General features: G+C 46.5%; 15 protein-coding genes. 14 read left to right on the top strand and 1 reads right to left on the bottom strand.

Features of this window, described 5'->3' with window-relative positions:
• Window positions 1–252: 252 nt before the first annotated feature.
• From infC to BN3912_RS02675, 4 genes are all read left to right on the top strand, one after another.
• Window positions 253–945 carry a translation initiation factor IF-3 gene (gene infC / locus BN3912_RS02685; protein ID WP_023984514.1) on the top strand — a complete coding sequence of 231 codons (693 nt, stop codon included), beginning with the start codon at window positions 253–255 and terminating at the stop codon, window positions 943–945.
• A gap of 82 nt (window positions 946–1,027) precedes the next feature.
• The gene (gene rpmI / locus BN3912_RS11865; protein ID WP_004368252.1) at window positions 1,028–1,225 is read left to right on the top strand and encodes a 50S ribosomal protein L35; all 198 of its coding nucleotides are present in this window, start codon (window positions 1,028–1,030) and stop codon (window positions 1,223–1,225) included.
• 36 nt (window positions 1,226–1,261) lie between these two features.
• Window positions 1,262–1,606, top strand: a complete 345-nt coding sequence (gene rplT / locus BN3912_RS02680) for a 50S ribosomal protein L20 (protein ID WP_004368253.1) — start codon at window positions 1,262–1,264, stop codon at window positions 1,604–1,606.
• Window positions 1,607–1,949: 343 nt separating this feature from the next.
• The gene (locus BN3912_RS02675; RefSeq protein ID WP_004368255.1) at window positions 1,950–2,777 is read left to right on the top strand and encodes a carboxylesterase family protein; all 828 of its coding nucleotides are present in this window, start codon (window positions 1,950–1,952) and stop codon (window positions 2,775–2,777) included.
• Window positions 2,778–2,789: 12 nt separating this feature from the next.
• Here BN3912_RS02675 and BN3912_RS02670 read toward each other — a convergent pair whose 3' ends face one another.
• The gene (locus tag BN3912_RS02670; protein WP_023984515.1) at window positions 2,790–4,919 is read right to left on the bottom strand and encodes a Tex family protein; all 2,130 of its coding nucleotides are present in this window, start codon (window positions 4,917–4,919) and stop codon (window positions 2,790–2,792) included.
• A gap of 373 nt (window positions 4,920–5,292) precedes the next feature.
• Between BN3912_RS02670 and BN3912_RS02665 the strand changes: the two genes are divergently transcribed.
• The 10 genes from BN3912_RS02665 to BN3912_RS02615 all read left to right on the top strand — a co-directional run bounded on the left by BN3912_RS02665 (window position 5,293) and on the right by BN3912_RS02615 (window position 19,423).
• Window positions 5,293–5,622, top strand: a complete 330-nt coding sequence (locus BN3912_RS02665; RefSeq protein WP_036859678.1) for a hypothetical protein — start codon at window positions 5,293–5,295, stop codon at window positions 5,620–5,622.
• A gap of 183 nt (window positions 5,623–5,805) precedes the next feature.
• The gene (locus tag BN3912_RS02660; RefSeq protein ID WP_023984517.1) at window positions 5,806–8,175 is read left to right on the top strand and encodes a TonB-dependent receptor; all 2,370 of its coding nucleotides are present in this window, start codon (window positions 5,806–5,808) and stop codon (window positions 8,173–8,175) included.
• A 10-nt stretch (window positions 8,176–8,185) separates the two neighbouring features.
• A complete protein-coding gene (locus BN3912_RS02655; RefSeq protein ID WP_023984518.1) occupies window positions 8,186–9,223 on the top strand; it encodes a hypothetical protein in 1,038 nt (345 codons plus the stop codon).
• A gap of 71 nt (window positions 9,224–9,294) precedes the next feature.
• On the top strand, window positions 9,295–10,371 hold the full coding sequence (locus BN3912_RS02650) for a hypothetical protein (RefSeq protein WP_023984519.1): 1,077 nt from the start codon (window positions 9,295–9,297) through the stop codon (window positions 10,369–10,371).
• Between the two features lie 790 nt (window positions 10,372–11,161).
• Entirely contained in the window at window positions 11,162–13,093 is a 1,932-nt protein-coding gene (locus tag BN3912_RS02645; RefSeq protein ID WP_023984520.1) for a leucine-rich repeat protein, read from the top strand.
• 16 nt (window positions 13,094–13,109) lie between these two features.
• On the top strand, window positions 13,110–13,307 hold the full coding sequence (locus tag BN3912_RS02640; RefSeq protein ID WP_023984521.1) for a hypothetical protein: 198 nt from the start codon (window positions 13,110–13,112) through the stop codon (window positions 13,305–13,307).
• Between the two features lie 224 nt (window positions 13,308–13,531).
• Complete coding sequence (locus tag BN3912_RS02635; RefSeq protein WP_036859681.1) at window positions 13,532–14,623, top strand: AAA family ATPase; 1,092 nt, start codon at window positions 13,532–13,534, stop codon at window positions 14,621–14,623.
• A gap of 158 nt (window positions 14,624–14,781) precedes the next feature.
• Entirely contained in the window at window positions 14,782–15,042 is a 261-nt protein-coding gene (locus tag BN3912_RS12380) for a hypothetical protein (protein WP_023984523.1), read from the top strand.
• Window positions 15,043–15,275: 233 nt separating this feature from the next.
• A complete protein-coding gene (gene abc-f, locus BN3912_RS02620) occupies window positions 15,276–17,363 on the top strand; it encodes a ribosomal protection-like ABC-F family protein (RefSeq protein ID WP_023984524.1) in 2,088 nt (695 codons plus the stop codon).
• Window positions 17,364–17,389: 26 nt separating this feature from the next.
• Entirely contained in the window at window positions 17,390–19,423 is a 2,034-nt protein-coding gene (locus BN3912_RS02615) for a M13 family metallopeptidase (protein WP_023984525.1), read from the top strand.
• The last annotated feature ends 101 nt before the right edge of the window (window positions 19,424–19,524 follow it).

Below are 19,524 nucleotides of genomic sequence, written 5' to 3'. Positions count from 1 at the left end.
GATAGAAATGACCTCTATCAAACAAAGACCATAAGTGTTGCGAGAATAGATAATACTTTTGTCGGGAACTGTCGATAAAGGTGTAGATGGCATAGAGATGAAACGTAAACAGAAAGTGCTGAACATCACACGTTCATGTAGTATAGCTGTCTTTCGAAAGTTTAATAAAATAATATTAAAAGTTTTGCTAATTGGTGGAAAAAACGTAACTTTGCAGCCGTTTAGCAGAATAAACACAATTAAAATAGTTGAATGAAGAATGACAAAATGAATAATCAGTACCGCGTGAATGAGCAAATTCGCGTAAGGGAAGTACGTATTGTAGGTGACGACGGCTCTACTGTAATGCCAACACGGCAAGCCTTGGATATGGCACGTCAGCAAGGTGTTGATCTTGTAGAGATATCTCCTAATGCCCAGCCACCCGTTTGTCGTCTCATCGACTATTCCAAGTTTCTTTACCAACAGAAGAAGCGTCAGAAAGAAATGAAGGCCAAACAGGTAAAGGTGGAAGTAAAAGAAATACGCTTCGGACCGCAGACCGATGAGCATGATTACCAGTTCAAGTTGAAACATGCTAAGGAATTTCTTAACGAAGGGAATAAGGTTAGGGCATACGTCTTCTTCCGTGGGCGCTCCATTTTGTTCAAAGAACAGGGCGAAGTTCTACTGCTTCGTTTCGCAAACGACCTCGAAGAGCTGGGGAAGGTAGAGCAAATGCCGAAGCTCGAAGGCAAAAAGATGTTTCTTTATCTTGCACCGAAAAAGGTCGGGGTGGCAAAGAAAAGTCAGCAGAAAATGGATCGCGAGAAACATGAAGCCGAGGCCAAAGAGCAGAAAGGTGCCAAAGCAGAAGACGAGACTGCAGCAGTTAATCCCAATGCAGGTCTGTTTGCCAACGCCAAAAATGGCGAAGACGCGCTGAAGAAACTCAGTCAAGAGTAAACGAAATGAAAGAATGTGCGTAACGTCTTGGTATATACGTTGCCACAGAAGTAAATAAATAACAATTTAAAATTAACAAAAAATGCCAAAAGTAAAGACAAATTCCGGTGCGAAGAAGAGATTCCGTTTTACCGGTACTGGTAAGATTAAACGTAATCATGCTTACCATAGTCATATTCTGACTAAGAAAACAAAGAAGCAGAAGAGGAATTTAGTTCATCAAACTCTTGTTGATCGAAGCAACATGAAACAGGTACGCGACCTGCTTCGCCTGCGTTAATTCATTTTTAGTCGAACAATTAAAGGAAAAGAAACTATGCCAAGATCAGTAAATCATGTTGCTTCAAAAGCAAAAAGAAAAAGAATTCTGAAGCTCACCAAGGGTTACTATGGAGCGAGAAAGAATGTTTGGACAGTAGCAAAGAATACTTGGGAGAAAGGTCTGACTTATGCTTATCGCGACCGTCGTAATAAGAAACGTACTTTCCGTGCATTGTGGATACAGCGTATCAATGCTGCCGCACGTCTTCAGGATATGAGTTATTCGCAGTTGATGGGAGCTCTTCATAAGGCTGGCATTGAGATCAATCGCAAGGTTCTTGCAGATTTAGCTGTTAATAACCCAGAAGCTTTCAAGGCTATTGTTGATAAAGTGAAGTAAAATCGTTTAAATCAATAATACAAAGAGATGTATCAAGCTGATGCTTGGTACATCTCTTTTTTGTTTTATCTCGATGGTGTGAGTATGCTTCTTAAATGCCATAAACACACGTTAAAAAACTCTTTTTATCGCTATTTTTATGTTTAAACAATCCTAATCCGGTGGTATGGCCGTTATTTTTTCCGTATCTTTGGCAATGATAGCGTAAATCGAATGTAATCAAACATGTTTGATATTATTGGGATGATGCCTATCTTATGCAAAAATAGTGTAAGCAGAGCGCAAAAGAAATTGCTTGGAATTACTGATATGTAATTTGTTTTAGGCAATACAATATTCGAGTATGAAAGGTTTAAAAATAAGAAAATACGGCTTTGTACTTTTATTTATTTTCTGTTGTCTGCCGTTAATGGCGCAACAGATCGATAAAGGTGATTTTAAAACTGTAAGCGATTTGGCTCCTAACGGTTATCGTTTTTGGATATATACGCCGGCTGATTATGAGCAAGGGGGACATCCTCTTCCACTTGTCATCTTCCTTCATGGTGCCAGTCTTTGTGGAAATAATCTGCAAAAGGTAAGGCGTTACGGCGTATTGGATGCCATCGACAGAGGGAAAATAATCCCCACGTTGGTGGTAGCACCGCAAAATACGGGTGGTGCATGGAATGCACATAAGATCAATGACTTATTGGAATGGACGAAAAATCATTATGCTGTAGACACTACCCGTGTGTATGTTCTGGGCATGAGTTTGGGAGGTTACGGCACAATGGACTTCGTTGGAACCTATCCTGATAAGGTTGCAGCAGCCATGGCTCTATGCGGCGGTTGCTCTTTAAGCGATGTCGGCGGACTCGGAAAGGTGCCTTTGTGGATTATGCACGGTACGGGCGACCGCGCCGTATCGGTGAAACAATCGCAGAATGTGGTTAGTAAATTACAGCAAATGGGGCTCGACAAACTGTTACGCTACGACTGGCTGAAAGGCGCATCTCATGGGTTTTTAGCCCGATTGTTTTACTTGCAGAAAACCTACGATTGGCTCTTTTCGCATTCATTGCAGGACAGTCCCCGAACAATAGATAAGCATTTCGACATCACTTCGGCAGATATTCAGCAGACGTATCAAGAGCTTCGCGTCGTTCCTTCTATGTACGACAACGATTAGAATGCCATATCTCTACAATTTCATCGTCAAACTTATTCGCCTGCGCTGCATATCTACCGCCAAAACCTTTACCTGCACATGCTCGTGCAGATGTACCACGGTAGCCGGATCGCTTACGAATTTGTTCGCCAGTTGCGATATATGTACGAGTCCGTCTTGATGAACGCCGATGTCGACAAAGGCACCGAACTTGGTAATATTAGTCACAATGCCGGGCAAGAGCATCCCTTCGTGCAGGTCGTCTATGGTCTTTACGTTCGGATCGAACTCGAACAATTCGATTTCTGCACGCGGATCACGCCCGGGTTTTTCCAGTTCTTTCATGATATCATTGAGCGTCGGAAGCCCCACTTCCTTAGTTACATACCTGTTCAAATCTATGCCTTTCTGCTTTGTTTTATCTTTTATCAGCTCGTCTACGCTGCATCCGCAATCGTCGGCCATCCGCTCTACGATGCCGTAACTCTCCGGATGAACCGCACTGTTGTCCAATGGATTTTCGGCATTCGGAATGCGGAGGAAGCCTGCACATTGCTCATAAGCCACGGGCCCTAATCGGGGAACCATTTTCAATTGCGTGCGCGAGACAAACGCACCGTTCTGTTTTCTGTATTCCACGATATTCTTGGCAAGCGTAGGACCGAGTCCGCTCACGTATGTAAGCAGGTGCTGACTGGCCGTATTCAGGTTTACACCCACCGAGTTCACGCAACTTGCCACCGTTATATCAAGGCTCTTTTTCAGTTTCGCTTGGTCTACGTCGTGTTGATATTGCCCTACACCGATGCTTTTTGGATCGATTTTCACGAGTTCAGCAAGCGGATCCATCAATCGTCTGCCTATTGAAACTGCGCCACGCACGGTAACATCTTCATTCGGAAACTCCTCGCGTGCCGTCTTCGAGGCCGAATAAACGGAAGCGCCGTCTTCGCTTACCACAAATACATGTATGCCCTCTTTCCGGTAATGAGCCTCCCGAAGAATGTCAGAGGTTTCTCTGCTCGCCGTTCCGTTGCCCACTGCAATGGCCTCGATGTCGTATTCGTCGACGATTTCCGCAAAGTGTCGCATGGCTGCTTTCCTGTTTCCTTTGGGCGGAAAAGGGTAGGCAACGTCGTTATAAAGTAGGTTTCCCTGCGCATCGAGGCATACCACCTTGCATCCGGTGCGTATTCCGGGATCGACACCCATCACGCGTTTCTGTCCTAAAGGGGCTGCCAACAGCAGCTGACGAAGGTTTTCGGCAAACACACCGATAGCTTCTTCGTCGGCTTTTTGCTTATATAAGGCGGCTATTTCGGTCTCTATAGAGGGTTCGAGCAGCCGTTTATAAGCATCCTCTGCCGCTTCTTTCACCAATAGAGCGCAATCTCCGTACCCTCTGACGAACTGTCGCTGCAGTTGAGAAACGGCTCTTTCGTTGTCAACCGAGATATTAATGCGCAGAATACCCTCGTTCTCGCCGCGACGCATGGCCAGCAGACGATTGCCGGAGCAACGGCGCAACGGTTCCGAAAAGTCGAAATAATCGCGATATTTAGCTGCTTCGTCGGTATCTTTTTGGGTTTTAACAACCTTAGACGTAATTACCGCTCCGTGCAGAAAGGCATTACGCAGGCGTTGTCGGGCCTGTTCGTTCTCGCAGATATTCTCTGCAATGATGTCTTTCGCACCGTCTATGGCTGCCGAAACGCTGTCTACACCCTCTTTAACGAACCTCTGTGCCGCCTGCATCACGTTTCGTTCGCGTTGCTGCATAATGATATCGGCCAAAGGTGCCAATCCCAATTCGCGTGCCACCTGTGCCCGTGTGCGACGTTTGGGCTTGTAAGGCAGATAGATGTCTTCCAATTCGGTGCTGTCCCAACAGTCGTCTATGCGTTTTTGCAGTTCCGGCGTCATCTTTTCCTGCTCCTCTATAGTGTTGCAGATGGTCTGTTTACGTTTTACGAGTTCGTTCAGCCGGTCGTTCCACTCGCTGATAAGTCCGATCTGCACTTCGTTCAACCCTCCGGTACGTTCTTTCCGATAGCGTGCAATAAAGGGTATAGTGCATCCTTCATCAAGAAGTTGCAGTACATTTTCTACTACCGAGTCGGCCAAATGCAACTTGCTAACAATGATCTTTGTAAAAATATTCATCTTTTTCCGTGGTTTCTGTCTTGTTTAAGTATTATTAAACGGAAATAAGGAGGTATGCTTCGGTTTGCCGATACACCGCCTATCCTTTGCAAAGATACTGTTTTTATGGTAAGAACAGGCAGAAAGTGAAACTTTTGTAACGTGAATAAAATATAAACAAACGCCGGGTGATGCAGAAACAAAAGCGGTTTATGACCGGAAAACGAGGGCAGGTTATGCGAATATAAGTTAATATTTTAAATACCCATACCGTAGACATTTAATTTATAAATATTATTTCTTACATTTGCAACGTATATAGTTATTTTTATTGTACCCATTGTACAAAATACTTATAATGCACAGACGGTAAACGGTAATTGGCAAAATCGTCATGATAGGAAGAAACACAACCATAAAACAACGCTTGGCATGGATGTTATTGACAACATTTATGCTTATGCTGCTGTTGAAAGGTATTCACTATCATGGCGACGTTTATTCGAGCAAAAAGGCTGCGGTAGAGCATTGCGACAGTATTAATGCGGTGAAAAGCACGTGCTCTATTTGCGAATTTACATTACATGAGTCGGTGGAGCCTCATAGCTATTCTTACGCTCCCGTACTCCTGTTTTCGATCTATACCATACCCGAACCGACTTTTGTTGCAGCTTATCGTCCTTTTATTCCGATAAGCGCCCATTCTCCTCCATGCAAGGCATGAAGTCCATGTTTGCAGCGTGTGCATGAAAAACAGTACATGTATCAGCCATATCACATATTTCTATGACCGATATATGTTCTGTCTGTCGGCGTTACACGGGCTATGTATGGATTATGTTGTCTCGGTCTGTACGGGATTGAGGCAGATAACTTTATTCTGAAGAAATCAATTTAATTTTAATATATGTGTTACAATATTCATGTGCGCAGTATCGCCATGATGATCGTTACAATATTGTCTGTGCTGTACAGTCGTGCAGAGGTGTGCGTAGCGGTAGCGGATAACAGTGTAAAACGTATCGTTGTTATCGATGCCGATACGCAACTACCGTTGGCAGGAGCACGGATCATCATCGGCAGACAGGAGTGGCTGACCTCGAAAGACGGCTATGCAGAAGTGCCCTCAGCGGCTCTTGTCGGAAAGATATGCATGGTAAAAAACGTGGGCTACGAGCCTGTAAGCGTAGATATAAGAACGCTTGTGTCGGCAGAAACGCCGTTTACCGTACGTATGATGCCCTCGATCAACAGTCTCGAAGAGGTTGTAGTCTCGGGAAAATATGGAGAAAATTCCCCTGTACGGCAGTCTGTGGCCCTTGGCAGTAACGAAATACAGCGCAATGGAGGCGTTTCGTTGGCAAAAATGCTCGAAAGTGTGTCGGGTGTGAGCACCATCAGCAATGGGGCTACGATATCTAAACCCGTCATACAAGGTATGCATAGCAGTCGCATTTTGCTTCTTGACAACGGTATACGGTTGGAAGGACAGGGTTGGGGAGCCGATCATGCGCCGGAAATAGACCAAACTGGCTTCGGTAAAGCCGAAGTTGTGAAGGGTGCAGAGAGCGTTCGTTACGGTTCGGGAGCATTAGGAGGCGTAGTATTGCTCAATCCGGCGCCGTTACCTTATGGTTCCGACCGTTGGAGTTTATCGGGTTATGCCGGTATGGGGTATGCTACGAATGGCAGAGGCAAGGATGTTTCGGCTACCGTAGAGACGGGTAAAGGGGCTTGGGCCGTTCGTCTGCATGGATTGTGGCGATATTCCGGCGATTATTCCACGGCCCGTTATCTGCTCAATAACACCGGACAGCGCGAGAACAGCTGGTCTCTATTTACGGGATATAGGGCAAAGAAGTTCGATGCTTCTGTCTTCGCGAGCTGGTATCATACCAAAAGTGGCATATTCTTCGGTTCTCATGTGGGCGGATTAGAAGACCTCTTGGCAAGATTCCGTACGGGTAGACCGGTGGAAGAGTCCGTTATGTCCTACACAAGCGATATACGTGTGCCTTATCAACAGGCCGATCATCTGCTGTTGAAGGGCGAACTGGCTTGGCATCTTGCCCGAAATAGCCATCTTATATTGGATGTTGCATATCAACATAACCACCGTCAGGAGTACGAAAACCGGCGTAGCGAAATCTATGATTATGTACCCGTAATGGATATACACCTGCGCAGTTTCTCTCTCGATCTGCGTTGGCGTAAGCCGTGGAAGCCTGTAGGATGGGAAACACAGTGCGGTTTTTCGACCATCTATCAGCGTAATATAAATCAGGAGGGCACGGCTTCTACGCCTTTTATTCCCAATTATACCACCCTTGCATCGGGTGTTTACCTTATTCAGAAAGCAGTCTTGGGCGGCATACAAGCCGAAATAGGACTGCGATACGACTTTCGTAATACCGATGCGAGCGGTTACGATTGGCGTCGCGAGCTCTATGGAGGTACCAAACGGTATAGCAATTTTACCGGTAGCATGGCCTTCTATAGGCAGTTCGACAGGCACTTTGCCGCAAGAATAAATATGGGATTGGCATGGAGGGCACCCGATGTGAACGAGCTTTATAGCAATGGTCTGCATCATGGCAGTTCATGGTCGTTGGGCAACAGGGACCTGAAATCGGAGCGAGGCTATAAGTTCGTCGCAGGGGCAGAGTACAAAGAGGCATGGTTGTCGGTAGAGCCGAGCCTCTTCTATCAGTATATCGGCAATTATATATACGACAGTCCCGACAAATCTTTGGGTGAGGGAGGCATCCATGTTCATTGGAATGGCGTCTATCCTATATTTGCCTTCCGGCAAGACAACTGTCACTTTTATGGCGCAGACCTGAATGCTCGTGCCGTATTACCTAAAGGGTTCGCGCTCAAGGGGAAAGGAGAATGGACGAGAGCACGCAATGCTACGTTGCATACATGGCTGCCCCTTATTCCGTCGGACAGGTACACGTTTGCGGCAGAATGGCAATGTAAGTGGGGCAGAAAGCGACAATGGAAGGCTGAAGCAAGGGTTGAAAACCTGTTTGTATGCAAACAAACGCGCTTTGACAGGGAAAAGGAGCTCGTTGATGATACGCCCCCGGCCTATTATCTGCTCAATACGTATGCGGAAATTGCTTGCCGTATCGGCAGTGACCGTACGGTCAGAGTCATGTTTTCTACCGAAAATCTTCTCAATAACGAGTACAAGGAGTACACCGATCGGTTCAGATATTACGCTCATGCCCCCGGGCGAAGCGTATCTGTCAGGACAGTAATTAATTTTTAAACAATATATTATGAACAGAAAACTATTTGTATGGACGGCGCTGACGTTTGCTGCTGTCTTGTTGTTTGCCTCGTGCGATAAGAATGCACTTGAGGCCCCGAAGCCGAAGGTGGAGGATGAAATCAAAGGACACGATGAGTGGAATAAGATTAAACTGGTGATGCGAATGGGCAAAATGAGTGCCGATAATAAGTTTGTAGAGGCCTACGACGAGTCGTATCAGAACGTAATACCCGTGAAACAGGTTATAGAAATAGGCCGTGCAGCGGGTGGTACGGGCAGTGTTCAGATACAAAGTGCGCTCAAAGAGTTCCAAGTTATCAAGGGCAGCAATGTTTATTATACGCTCGAGATGTTGTATTACGATCGCAAAGGCAGGCTGATGAACGAACAATTTTGTACTTATCCGGCCAAAAAGGAGTTACAGATGCTGCCCATACATCAGCACTTTTTTACGATCAGCGATAAGGATTTTTCGGGAAAGGAGGCCTATCCGACTACGCTCGATGGCAAAGAAATAGATGAATTCGGTAAGTCTGGCAGCACAAGACCGTCGTTTCAGCAGCTACAGAAGCTAACGAAAACGGTATTCAATTACTCTTATCGCGATACAGATCCTGTGGATAAAACGATAGGAGATACCTATCAGGATGAGAAGACAGGCAAGAGCCGCACCGTGGATCGGATAAGGAAAGGCCGTTCGTTGGATGCCTCGGTACCTTACGACCGTGTAGGATTGAAGGGATATTTCCGGTTTGTGCGTGCCGACATACGCTTCCAGATGCGCATAGACCTCGTTCATGTACTGCCGGGGGATAAGTATATCGGTCGTGGAGAGGGTGGATTGCTCGATTTCGATGAGCGTCATCCGGCATGGAGCGTTAGCGATGTGATACTTAAACTGCCTTTCCGTGTGGTGGCCGATGCCGATAATAACATCGACGTTTACGTAAAGGAATTGGCCAAGGCGCTTGGTAAAGACGAAAAAGATGTGGCGGCAATACTTAAAAGTAGCGATATAAAAGTACAGAAGGGCTTCCGAATATAAGTACGGCAACCTGTTCTTATGTACAATTTGTTCATAGTAAAATAAAAACAAACCTAAAATAATTGTCAATTATGTATAGAATTTTAAACAAATCGATATGGGCGGGCATGGTGTTTATCCTTATGTTTGCCGTATTTACGGCTTGCTCTTCCGACGATAACAACACCCCCGCACCCGAGCCGCAGCCTAAACCTAAAGTAGAAGGCGATATAGACTGGGCCACTTGCGAAGTACTTTTCAAGGAAGGACATCTGCATGGCGCAAAGTTTCACGGTAATCCCATGTCTTCTAAAATGACCTTCCCGAGAGAGCAACACTGTGTGTTGAAGAAGAATGCCGACGGCACCATCGCCCTGATATCGGGTAAGGGAATGGAAGGGCGCAAATACTTTGTGGCGCTCGGAGGGTATTACTATGCCCTGCGTCTGGTATTTAAAAATGCTGCCGGAAAGGTGTTGAACGACGAAATAAGCAGCAAAGAAAATGCGTCGCATTATCAGATTTTCTACACCGTATCCGACCTTGATGACAGCGGTAAACCGTATGTACCGAAGAATATACGTACGGGGAATGCTCTTAAGGGCGATTGGGATAAGAAAGATTTTGCCGCAAGAGCAGCGATGAATTCAGACTTTTTCGACTATAGATACCGCGATACCAATCCCGACAGCTTACAGATATCCACGCAAATACCCGGAGGCAGCGCAGACGATGTGGTTAGCCTCCTGCGTATAGGGCGCGTTACAGACGGCACGCAACCGCAGGATTACATCGGTTTCAAGGGCTATTTCAACTTCTATTTGCAACCTAAAGATGAAGAAGTGCAGGAACTTCCGAGCTATTTCATGGCCATGCGACTGCTCTATGCCAAAGACACGAAGTACTTAGCTACGGCCGATCCCGACGACGAAGACGATGCCTATAAAAATATTAAGCGGCCTCTACCTTATTATTCTGCACCGACCGAGTGGAAAGAAGTGCTGCGCTTCAATCTTCCGATACGTGTTATTGCAGAACAAAACGACTCGTTCCGCGATCCTGAACGCTTCTATGAAGACCTTAAAAGGGAGTTCAAAAAGAGCATAGAGGAACTGAAGAAAGAGTATGATGAGCTTATTCCCGACGACAATAGCAGCTTTTATATGTAATTACAACCTTTAGATAAGGAAAACAGACGATACCAATGCCATGCAATTAGCTTAAATTGCGTGGCATTTTTCGGCTATCTATCCTAATATAGTTCCCAATAAGAACAAAAAAATGGGGTAGTTTCTCATAATTTACAATAAAAAAAGTATTTTCTTAAAAGAATTGTTTACCTTTACAGCCTGTTACGATTATTTGTGACAGAACATAAGAGTTTTAACGAGGCGTTATGCTTATCTTGTGGTTTGAAAACTTAGGAAACTTTCAAAGAAATACAGAGAATGCATACGGATCGCCACGCATAAAGGCGTGGGCTGTAGGCCGTATTCTGTATTTCAGGTATTCCTAAGACCTTCAAGCTACGAATGTGGGCATTGCAGTTCCACGCTTCATGTGTAATAAAAGGGCCTTTTACGGGGAACAGACGGGGCATATAAGGGGATTATGCGTATGGTGTATAAGGAATAGACACGGTTTTTAATGAAATTCATGCTATTTTATAGAATAGAGAGTTGTAATTCTTTAAAAGCAAACTATTTATATTTTATTGAAGTTTCGCAGATGTTCAGCTTCTTAGAATGTAAGATGTAGTACTGTTAAGATGTAAAGACATTGGTTATAGGTACTAAAAACGAATTGAATGAATAGTTTAGATTCATAGGTCTAACTCGCAGTTTTTCCGTAGTTTAACGGACTGAAAATTTGTGTAAACTTGATAGATAGACTTACAATTTTATTTATATTTTGCAGTAGTAGGTAACAACTGCAGTCAAAAGAGAATTAAAAAAAGAAATGAAAAGAATTATATTGTTGTGCTTTGCCATGCTGAGTATAGGGTATGCCATGGCAACACTCGAAACCAATGTGGCAGCAGATGGCTCTGTAACACTTACGTTGAAGGCCGCCGGAGATTTGGCCAATGGCTTCAACGGATTACAGGAAAGCGTTAAAAATGCTAAGAAAATCACTGTTGTTACGGCTGCCGGCGTATCTATGAGCAGTGCGGATATGACGGCTTTGTGTGGTGGTTACGACGGGGCAAAGTTCCCTTTGATGGAGAAACTCGACTTGGAAAATGCCGATGTTTCTAACGACGACGACCTTAAATGGGTAAGTGTAAACACGCATCTGAAGTCGATTACTTTTCCTAAAACCACGGAGAATATACCGGACAGGTGCTTGAAATATGTTGGAAGTGGAACTGTTGAAGAAGTTATTATTCCCGATAATCCAGACCGTTCGTTTACTATCGGCACGCAAGCCTTTGCCATTTCTACGTTAAAGCGGGTGGTATTGGGCAGCGTATCGAGCGGAACAATATCGTTACAGGCTTTCTCGAATTGCACTGCACTGGCCAAAGTAGACTTTCATACGGGGTGGACAAAAATCGATAATCAGGCGTTTTTCGGTTGTACGGCACTGAAAGACGTCGTGCTGCCCGAAGGAATTACAGAAATAGGGTATGGCGCTTTTTCGGGTTCTGCCATAGAAGCGATACATTTGCCCGGCACTCTGAAGACCATACGTGCAACGGCTTTTCTCTGCAGTAACCTGAAATCGATAACTATACCCGCAGGTGTAGAGCTGATAGAGGCGCAGGCTTTCCAGAATTGTTATAACCTGTCGGATGTGTATGTGTTGGGCGCGAATACGAAAGCACAGGAACAAGCGTTCCCTCCGTCTAACACCTATAATTACACTTACAACGGTACAGGAGCCGGAGAGGTTGTAACTAAAGATGCATTTACTTGCAACGACGGCAATATGCGCACCCGAACAGTGTTGTACTATCCTAAGGATGCTTACGACAACTATGTTAATCAGAATACGAAAACATTGGGCACAGCGGGGAACACAACACGTTATGTGACCGATAAAGACGGCAACAAATGGCCCGTTGCCGATGGAGGAAAGTACAATAATGGTACAGGTGATTACGCCGGATGGAACAACTTTATGCTCGTATCGGGGCTGAAAAAGGAGGAAACTTGGGAGGATGATAAGCGTATAGACGATAAATGGTACACGCTGTGCCTGCCGTTCGACATGACCGAGACGCAGCTCAAGAGCGCGTATGGCAGTACTGTAGAAGTGGTGGAATTTTCGGATGTTGAGGTTACTACGAATGCCGATCACGACAAAATGATAACATTGAAATTCAAAGCTCCCGTTACTTCCACCCGTGCTCACCATCCCTATATGATCCACCCGGGAATGCATGCAGGCACGGCAACAGGTGTAAAGACCACTATCACCGGCATTGAAAAACAGGAGGAGAAACAAGAAAGTCTTGAAAACCAAAAGGTCGTCGTTACCAAAGATGGCGTTACCTACACGTTTATAGGCAATTATGAAAAAACGAAGCATCTTCCTGCACCGTCTTATTACTATTATTCAGGGAAAGACGTATCGCAGTTTGCCAACGCATTTTATAAGTGGACTGCTGCCAACTCGGGTACATGGGCATCGTACACCGCATGCGTAGTTCTCGATAAGGATAATGGTGCGAACGCCAAACCTATGTTTTCGTTCTTCTCCAAGGAGGATAATAGCCCGACAGGCATAAATTCTGTTTCTGCCGTAAAGGGCATCGCAGACCGCCCACTTGCCGCCAATAAGGTGTACAACATGAACGGACAGGTGGTATGCAGCGGTAATGTGGACCTGAAAAACCTGCCCAAAGGCATCTATATAGTGAATGGTAAGAAGTATGTTGTACGCTAAATAAGAAAAATAAACAATGAAAAATAGGTATATAAAACCTGCTTGTGAAGTTGTAGGTATGGAAACCTCGCGCCTTTGCAGCGGCAGCGGAACGCATGCAGGCGCCAGTATCGGCGGACAAGGAAGCCCTAATGAGCAAGATCAGGGACATATAGAAACCGGCGGCCCCGGTGTATCGGGTGCCAAAGGAACTTGGTTAGATGAGGAATGGTAGAGTAACATAAAATTCTTCCCCTAAAGTGAAACGATAGAAAGGGCTGCAAGGTTTCGATAACGCTTGCAGCCCGTCTTTTTGATGTTCCGTATGTTTATTCGGCATAGAGATGTTGTGTAAAGTGCGTATTTCTTATGTGTAATCGCGATAAAATATATTGCTGTAATTCACGAGCGTATCGCGAATTTTTCGTAACTTTGTCGCCTTATTCTTTAATTGTTAATATGAACAATATCAAAAAGATAGTCCTCACGGGAGGACCATGTGCAGGTAAGACCACTGCACTCGTAAAAGTGATAGAACACTTCTCGAGTCTGGGTTTCAAAGTGTTTACCATTCCCGAAGTTCCCACGCTGTTCAGTCAGTCGGGCATGGACTATCTAACCACGAACAAAGGCTTCTTTTATGAAGGCGAAAAGGCAACGCTCGAAATACAGATGGCATTGGAAGACAAGTTCATGCGCATGGCTTCGGAATGTAAGGAGCCGACAATCATCGTTTGCGACCGCGGGGCAATGGATATTTCTACATACATGAAGCCCGAGATGTGGCGCGAGATGACGGCGGCAATCGGCACTTCTACCGCCGAACTTCGCGACCATCGTTACGACGCGGTGCTCCATCTGGTGTCGGCAGCCGATGGGGCCGAGCAGTTTTATACCACCGACAACAACAAGCACCGCAGCGAAGGACTGGAGCTGGCACGGCAGTTGGATAAGAAAGTAATTGCGGCTTGGACGGGACATCCGTACCTGCGGGTAATCAATAACCATGAAGATTTCAGCAATAAAGTTTACCGTGTGTTGAAAGAGATATCGAGTGTACTCGGCCTGCCGCAGCCTATCGAAGAGGAGCGCAAGTACATCGTGGAGCTTCAGGGCGTCGTTCCAGATTGCATAGAGAGCGACATCACGCAGACTTATCTGGTGGCCGAACCCGGCAGTGAGATACGTCTGCGCCGCCGCAGATGGCAGGGTAAGTATGTTAATGTGCTCACCACGAAGAAACGCATATCGGCTACAGAGCAGATACAGACCGAACGCCAGATCAATAACAACCTCTATTCGTCGCTTTTGCAGCAAGCCGATCCGTACCGACATACTATCCGTAAGGTGCGCAGGAGCTTCATTTGGAAAGGACAGTACTTCGAACTCGACGATTATCTTGCCCCTGTAAGCCATTTAATGATACTCGAAACCAAAGGCGTTGTAGAAGACGAAGCCGTGAAGTTCCCGCCTTTTGTGAAAGTAATCGAAGATATTACGGGCAATTCAGAGTATTACAATTATAATCTCGCACTCCGGACAAACTCGTAATTTGCTTCTATGAAGCCGGTTAATCGGAATATAAACCAAGGTAACACATAATGAAAAAGTTATTTATACCGATACTGTTGCTTGCCATGTTGTGTGCTTTTGCATGCCGTCCACGTACGGATAACGGCAAACAGAATATGGCATAAGCCCATGAAATCGTGATAGATACCATTGCTGCAGACGATTCTTTGCCCGATGATGTAATAGAGGGAGCAGGCTGTGTTTACTATCGTACAAAAGGGAGATTTCTGAACGAGGAACCTCAAACAGATGTTATTTTCAACGTAGGATATCCTTATGCGGCCATGAAGATCGATGGAGAATTGCAGATAATGAAGCTGATAGGTTGCTCAGTGCGCTTGGTAACGGCGATAGTTGGTTCTTTTGAGGAGAATACATGTGCTATCTGTCTTGAATAGATGCCGCATTTGTGGGCGATAGACCGAAATTATAATCGATATATAGCAAAATACCATGGCGGAATCGTGATAAAAACAGCTGGCCTGTGTTTGATTTCCGTGCGAAATGTTGTATCTTTGCAAATAGTTTTGTTGTGCTTCTCGGGGGCGGAAAGAGCCGGCTGTACATGGGGCAATTGCCGTGCAGAGCAACGTATTGCAAGGGAGATTTAAAGTAAAGACGATAGAAACGAATGATTTCAGTAGAAGGTTTGAAAGTAGAATTCGGCGTGAAACCGCTGTTTCATGATGTGAGTTTCGTGGTGAACGACCGCGACCGAATTGCCTTGGTAGGTAAGAACGGTGCGGGGAAATCTACTTTGCTCAAGATATTATGCGGCATGCAAAAGCCCACGGCGGGCGTTGTTGCCGTGCCTGCCGATACCACTATAGGCTATCTGCCGCAGGTAATGAAGCTGGCGGACGATACCACCGTGCTCGAAGAAACGCGCAAAGCCTTCTCTGGGAATACCGAATTGAAAGCACGTATAGACCGCATGGAGCGCGAACTTGCCGAACGTACCGATTACGAGAGCGAGGAGTATCTTGCTTTGGTGGAGCGGTTTACGCAGGAACACGAACGTTACATGATGAACGGAGCCGAGGGCTACGAGGCCGAAATGGAGCGCACGCTGACGGGATTGGGCTTTTTGCGGACGGATTTCGACCGCCCTACGTCCGAATTTTCGGGCGGGTGGCGCATGCGTATCGAACTTGCGAAGATACTGTTGCAACGCCCCGACGTGCTTCTGCTCGATGAACCGACCAATCATCTCGACATCGAAAGCATCCAATGGCTCGAACAATTCCTTGCTCAATCGGCCAAAGCGGTGGTCTTGGTAAGCCACGACAAGGCTTTCATCAACCATGTTACCAACCGTACAATAGAGATCACCTGCGGTCACATCGAAGATTATCGCGTGAAATACGATGAATATCTTACGCTGAGAGCCGAGCGGCGTGAGCAGCAATTGCGGGCTTATGAGAACCAACAGAAGGAAATTGCCGACATGAAAGACTTCATCGAGCGTTTCCGGTACAAACCTACAAAGGCAGTACAGGTACAGAGCCGCATCAAGCAGTTGGCCAAGATCGTGCCTTTGGAGGTAGATGAAGTAGACAATAAGGCCATGCATCTGAAGTTTCCTCCATGCTTGCGTGCCGGCGATTTTCCTATTATTGCAGAAGATCTCGGTAAGGTTTATCCTGCTACCTCTCTCCAACTCTCCTCTGAAAAGGTAGACCGAGAAGGAATAAAAGAAAGTGCAACGACACCGACTTCTGCTCCCTTGCAGGGAAAGGTTGAAGGGGGACATCTTGTCTTTTCGGGTGTAAACATGACAATCCGGCGTGGCGAGAAGGTTGCCTTTGTGGGAAAAAACGGAGAAGGTAAGTCGACTCTCGTCAAATGTATCATGGGAGAAATCCCTTATACGGGCACGCTGAAGATCGGACATAACGTGCAAATCGGTTATTTTGCACAAAACCAAGCCCAGCTGTTGGACGAAAATCTGACGATACGCGATACCATCGACCGCGTGGCAACGGGCGACATGAGGCTGAAAATCAATGACCTGTTGGGCGCATTCATGTTCGGTGGCGAGATTGCAGACAAAAAAGTGAAGGTGTTGAGCGGCGGAGAACGATCTCGACTGGCCATGATAAGGCTGCTGCTCGAACCGGTTAACCTGCTTATCCTCGACGAACCGACTAACCATTTGGACATCCAGTCGAAAGATATACTGAAAGAAGCGATCAAAGCCTTTGACGGTACCGCCATCATTGTGAGTCATGACCGTGAGTTTCTGGACGGTCTTGTAACGAAAGTCTACGAATTCGGTGGCGGAAAAGTGCGCGAACATCTTGGCGGCATCTATGATTTTCTTAGAACAGCCACTCTCGTTGTCTCCGATGGAAAGGGAGAACTGCACGCTAACTCCATCGATGCAGCGCTGCAACAAAAAACGTCTGCCCCCAATATTGCTTCCTTTTCAATGGGAGAAGGGCGGAAAGAGACTCCCTCGACCGGTAATCTTTCTTACGCCGAGCATAAGGAACGGCAGAAGAAGTTGCGCAGAGCACAGAAAGCAGTTGATGAGAGCGAAGCCAAGATTGCGAGTATGGAAAAGCGAATTAAGGAGCTGGATGCTCTGCTGATGCTGCCTGCCAACGCCTCGAACATGGAACTCGTAACCGAATATACCGTAACCCGAAAGGCGTTGGACAGCGAAAACGAACGCTGGATGGAGCTCTCGGAGCAACTTGAGGCAATGAAAGTTTAAATCACACATATAAAAAATTAAGAAATATGAACATGAAACAAATTTTACCGGCCATGATGATGATGGCCGCTCCCACCATGGGATTGGCGCAAGATAAGCCGGGTATTCGTCTGTCGAACCTCGACAGAACAGTCCGTCCGGGCGACGATTTCTATGAATTTGCAACGGGAGGATGGCAGAAAAGTCACCCGCTTCCGCCCGCTTACTCGCGCTTCGGCAGCTTCGATCAGTTGCAAGAAGATAACAACAAGCGTATCAATACCATCCTTGGCGACCTGCTTAAAAAGCAATACAAGGCCGGTACGACGGAGCGAAAATTAAGCGATTTCTACAAATTGGCTATGGATTCGGTACGCCGCAACAACGATGGAGTGGCGCCGGTGAAGCCGTTGCTCGACGAAATGGAGGCTGCCCGAACCTTGGATGCGTTGCGCCAATTGCAACTAAAGTATGCGTATTTCGGCTACGGAGTGCCCATGGGCTGCTTCTTCGGGGCCGATGAAAAGAATTCATCCATGAACATTCTGAACATTTATCAGGGTGGTTTGACGCTCGGTTTGAAAGAATATTACCTCGATAACGACGCTGCTACGGTCGCCATCCGTGAGGCTTACCGCGGACATATTGCCAAGATGTTCCGCCTATTCGGCTTTACAGAGGCGCAAGCCGATGCAAAACGCGACGCTGTTTTGCGCTTTGAGACCGCTGTTGCATTAATTTCGAAGAGTCGCACCGAACTCCGAGATCCGCAAGCCAACTACAATAAGATGACTCTACAGGAGTTCAAGGAAAACTACCCCAACATTCCGTTGGAAGCAATGATGCATGCCGAGGGCGTGAAATCGGCTTATATTCAAGATATGGTGGTAGGCCAACCCTCGTTCATGGCGGGTATCGACAAACTTACATCGGTGCTCACGGCCGATGATTTGCGTGCCTTGATGGAGTGGGACGCCATTATGTCGGCGGTAGGCTATCTAAGCGACGACGTTCAGGCGGCCAACTTCGAGTTCTTCGGCAAGGTGATGAGAGGGCGACAAGAGGACTATCCGCGCTGGAAACGCGTAACATCACAGGTCGATAACCAGTTCGGAGAGGCCTTGGGCAAGATGTATTGTGCACGTTATTTCCCCGAATCGAGCAAAAAACGCATGCAGCAATTGGTGAAAAATCTGCAGGTTTCGCTCGGTCAACGTATTGATGCGCAGACATGGATGAGCGATACTACGAAGCTGGCTGCGCACGAGAAGCTCGCCACGTTCTACGTAAAGATAGGCTATCCCGACAAATGGGAAGACATGAGTGCGCTGACGATCGATCCTACAAAGTCGTATTACGAGAACGTACAGGCATGCAGATTGTTCTGGGACAAGCGGAATATCGAGAAGCATGCAGGTAAACCGGTGGACAAGGACGAATGGGGAATGACGCCGCAGACGGTGAATGCCTACTATAACCCCACGACCAACGAGATTTGTTTCCCTGCAGGTATTCTGCAATATCCATTCTTCGACGCGCAAGCCGACGATGCATTCAACTATGGCGCTATCGGTGTAGTGATCGGACACGAGATGACTCACGGCTTTGATGACCAAGGACGGCAATACGATAAGACGGGAAATATGCGCGACTGGTGGACGGTTACCGATGCTGCTAACTTCAAGGAGCGTGCCGATATGTATGCTGCGTTCTTCTCGAACATCAATGTGCTGCCCGATTTGAAGGCAAACGGTCGCCTTACGCTCGGCGAGAACCTTGCCGACCACGGCGGTCTGGAGGTGAGCTTCCATGCTTATCGCAACGCTACCAAGCAGAAACCACTCAAAGTGAAAGACGGTTTTACGGCCGATCAGCGGTTCTTCCTCGCCTATGCAGCGGTGTGGGGACAAAACATAACGGAGAAAGAAATACGCTCGCGTGTGAAGAGCGATCCTCACTCTTTGGGTGAGTGGCGCGTGAACGGTGCCCTCCCGCACATCGAAGCATGGTACAAGGCATTCGACGTGAAGCCGGGCGACAAGCTCTACTTGCCCGAGAACGAACGCTTGAAACTATGGTAAGTCGTTAGCGGAAAGATAGTTTTTTATACTTAGAACATCAAAAGGGCGTGAACGCTCGGTAGCGGAAAAGGAACCGTACACCGAATGTTCGCGCTCTTTTC

Origin of the sequence: Prevotella phocaeensis (genome assembly GCF_900065875.1) — a bacterium.
In the GTDB taxonomy this organism is placed as follows: domain Bacteria; phylum Bacteroidota; class Bacteroidia; order Bacteroidales; family Bacteroidaceae; genus Prevotella; species Prevotella phocaeensis.
This window is presented reverse-complemented; position numbering and strand designations above follow the sequence as displayed.

Excerpts from the sequence above, each read along its gene's own strand:
- infC (WP_023984514.1), top strand. The coding sequence starts at position 253 with ATGAAGAATGACAAAATGAATAATCAGTACCGCGTGAATGAGCAAATT.
- rpmI (WP_004368252.1), top strand. The coding sequence starts at position 1,028 with ATGCCAAAAGTAAAGACAAATTCCGGTGCGAAGAAGAGATTCCGTTTT.
- rplT (WP_004368253.1), top strand. The coding sequence starts at position 1,262 with ATGCCAAGATCAGTAAATCATGTTGCTTCAAAAGCAAAAAGAAAAAGA.
- BN3912_RS02675 (WP_004368255.1), top strand. The coding sequence starts at position 1,950 with ATGAAAGGTTTAAAAATAAGAAAATACGGCTTTGTACTTTTATTTATT.
- BN3912_RS02670 (WP_023984515.1), bottom strand. The coding sequence starts at position 4,919 with ATGAATATTTTTACAAAGATCATTGTTAGCAAGTTGCATTTGGCCGAC.
- BN3912_RS02665 (WP_036859678.1), top strand. The coding sequence starts at position 5,293 with ATGATAGGAAGAAACACAACCATAAAACAACGCTTGGCATGGATGTTA.
- BN3912_RS02660 (WP_023984517.1), top strand. The coding sequence starts at position 5,806 with ATGTGTTACAATATTCATGTGCGCAGTATCGCCATGATGATCGTTACA.
- BN3912_RS02655 (WP_023984518.1), top strand. The coding sequence starts at position 8,186 with ATGAACAGAAAACTATTTGTATGGACGGCGCTGACGTTTGCTGCTGTC.
- BN3912_RS02650 (WP_023984519.1), top strand. The coding sequence starts at position 9,295 with ATGTATAGAATTTTAAACAAATCGATATGGGCGGGCATGGTGTTTATC.
- BN3912_RS02645 (WP_023984520.1), top strand. The coding sequence starts at position 11,162 with ATGAAAAGAATTATATTGTTGTGCTTTGCCATGCTGAGTATAGGGTAT.
- BN3912_RS02640 (WP_023984521.1), top strand. The coding sequence starts at position 13,110 with ATGAAAAATAGGTATATAAAACCTGCTTGTGAAGTTGTAGGTATGGAA.
- BN3912_RS02635 (WP_036859681.1), top strand. The coding sequence starts at position 13,532 with ATGAACAATATCAAAAAGATAGTCCTCACGGGAGGACCATGTGCAGGT.
- abc-f (WP_023984524.1), top strand. The coding sequence starts at position 15,276 with ATGATTTCAGTAGAAGGTTTGAAAGTAGAATTCGGCGTGAAACCGCTG.
- BN3912_RS02615 (WP_023984525.1), top strand. The coding sequence starts at position 17,390 with ATGAACATGAAACAAATTTTACCGGCCATGATGATGATGGCCGCTCCC.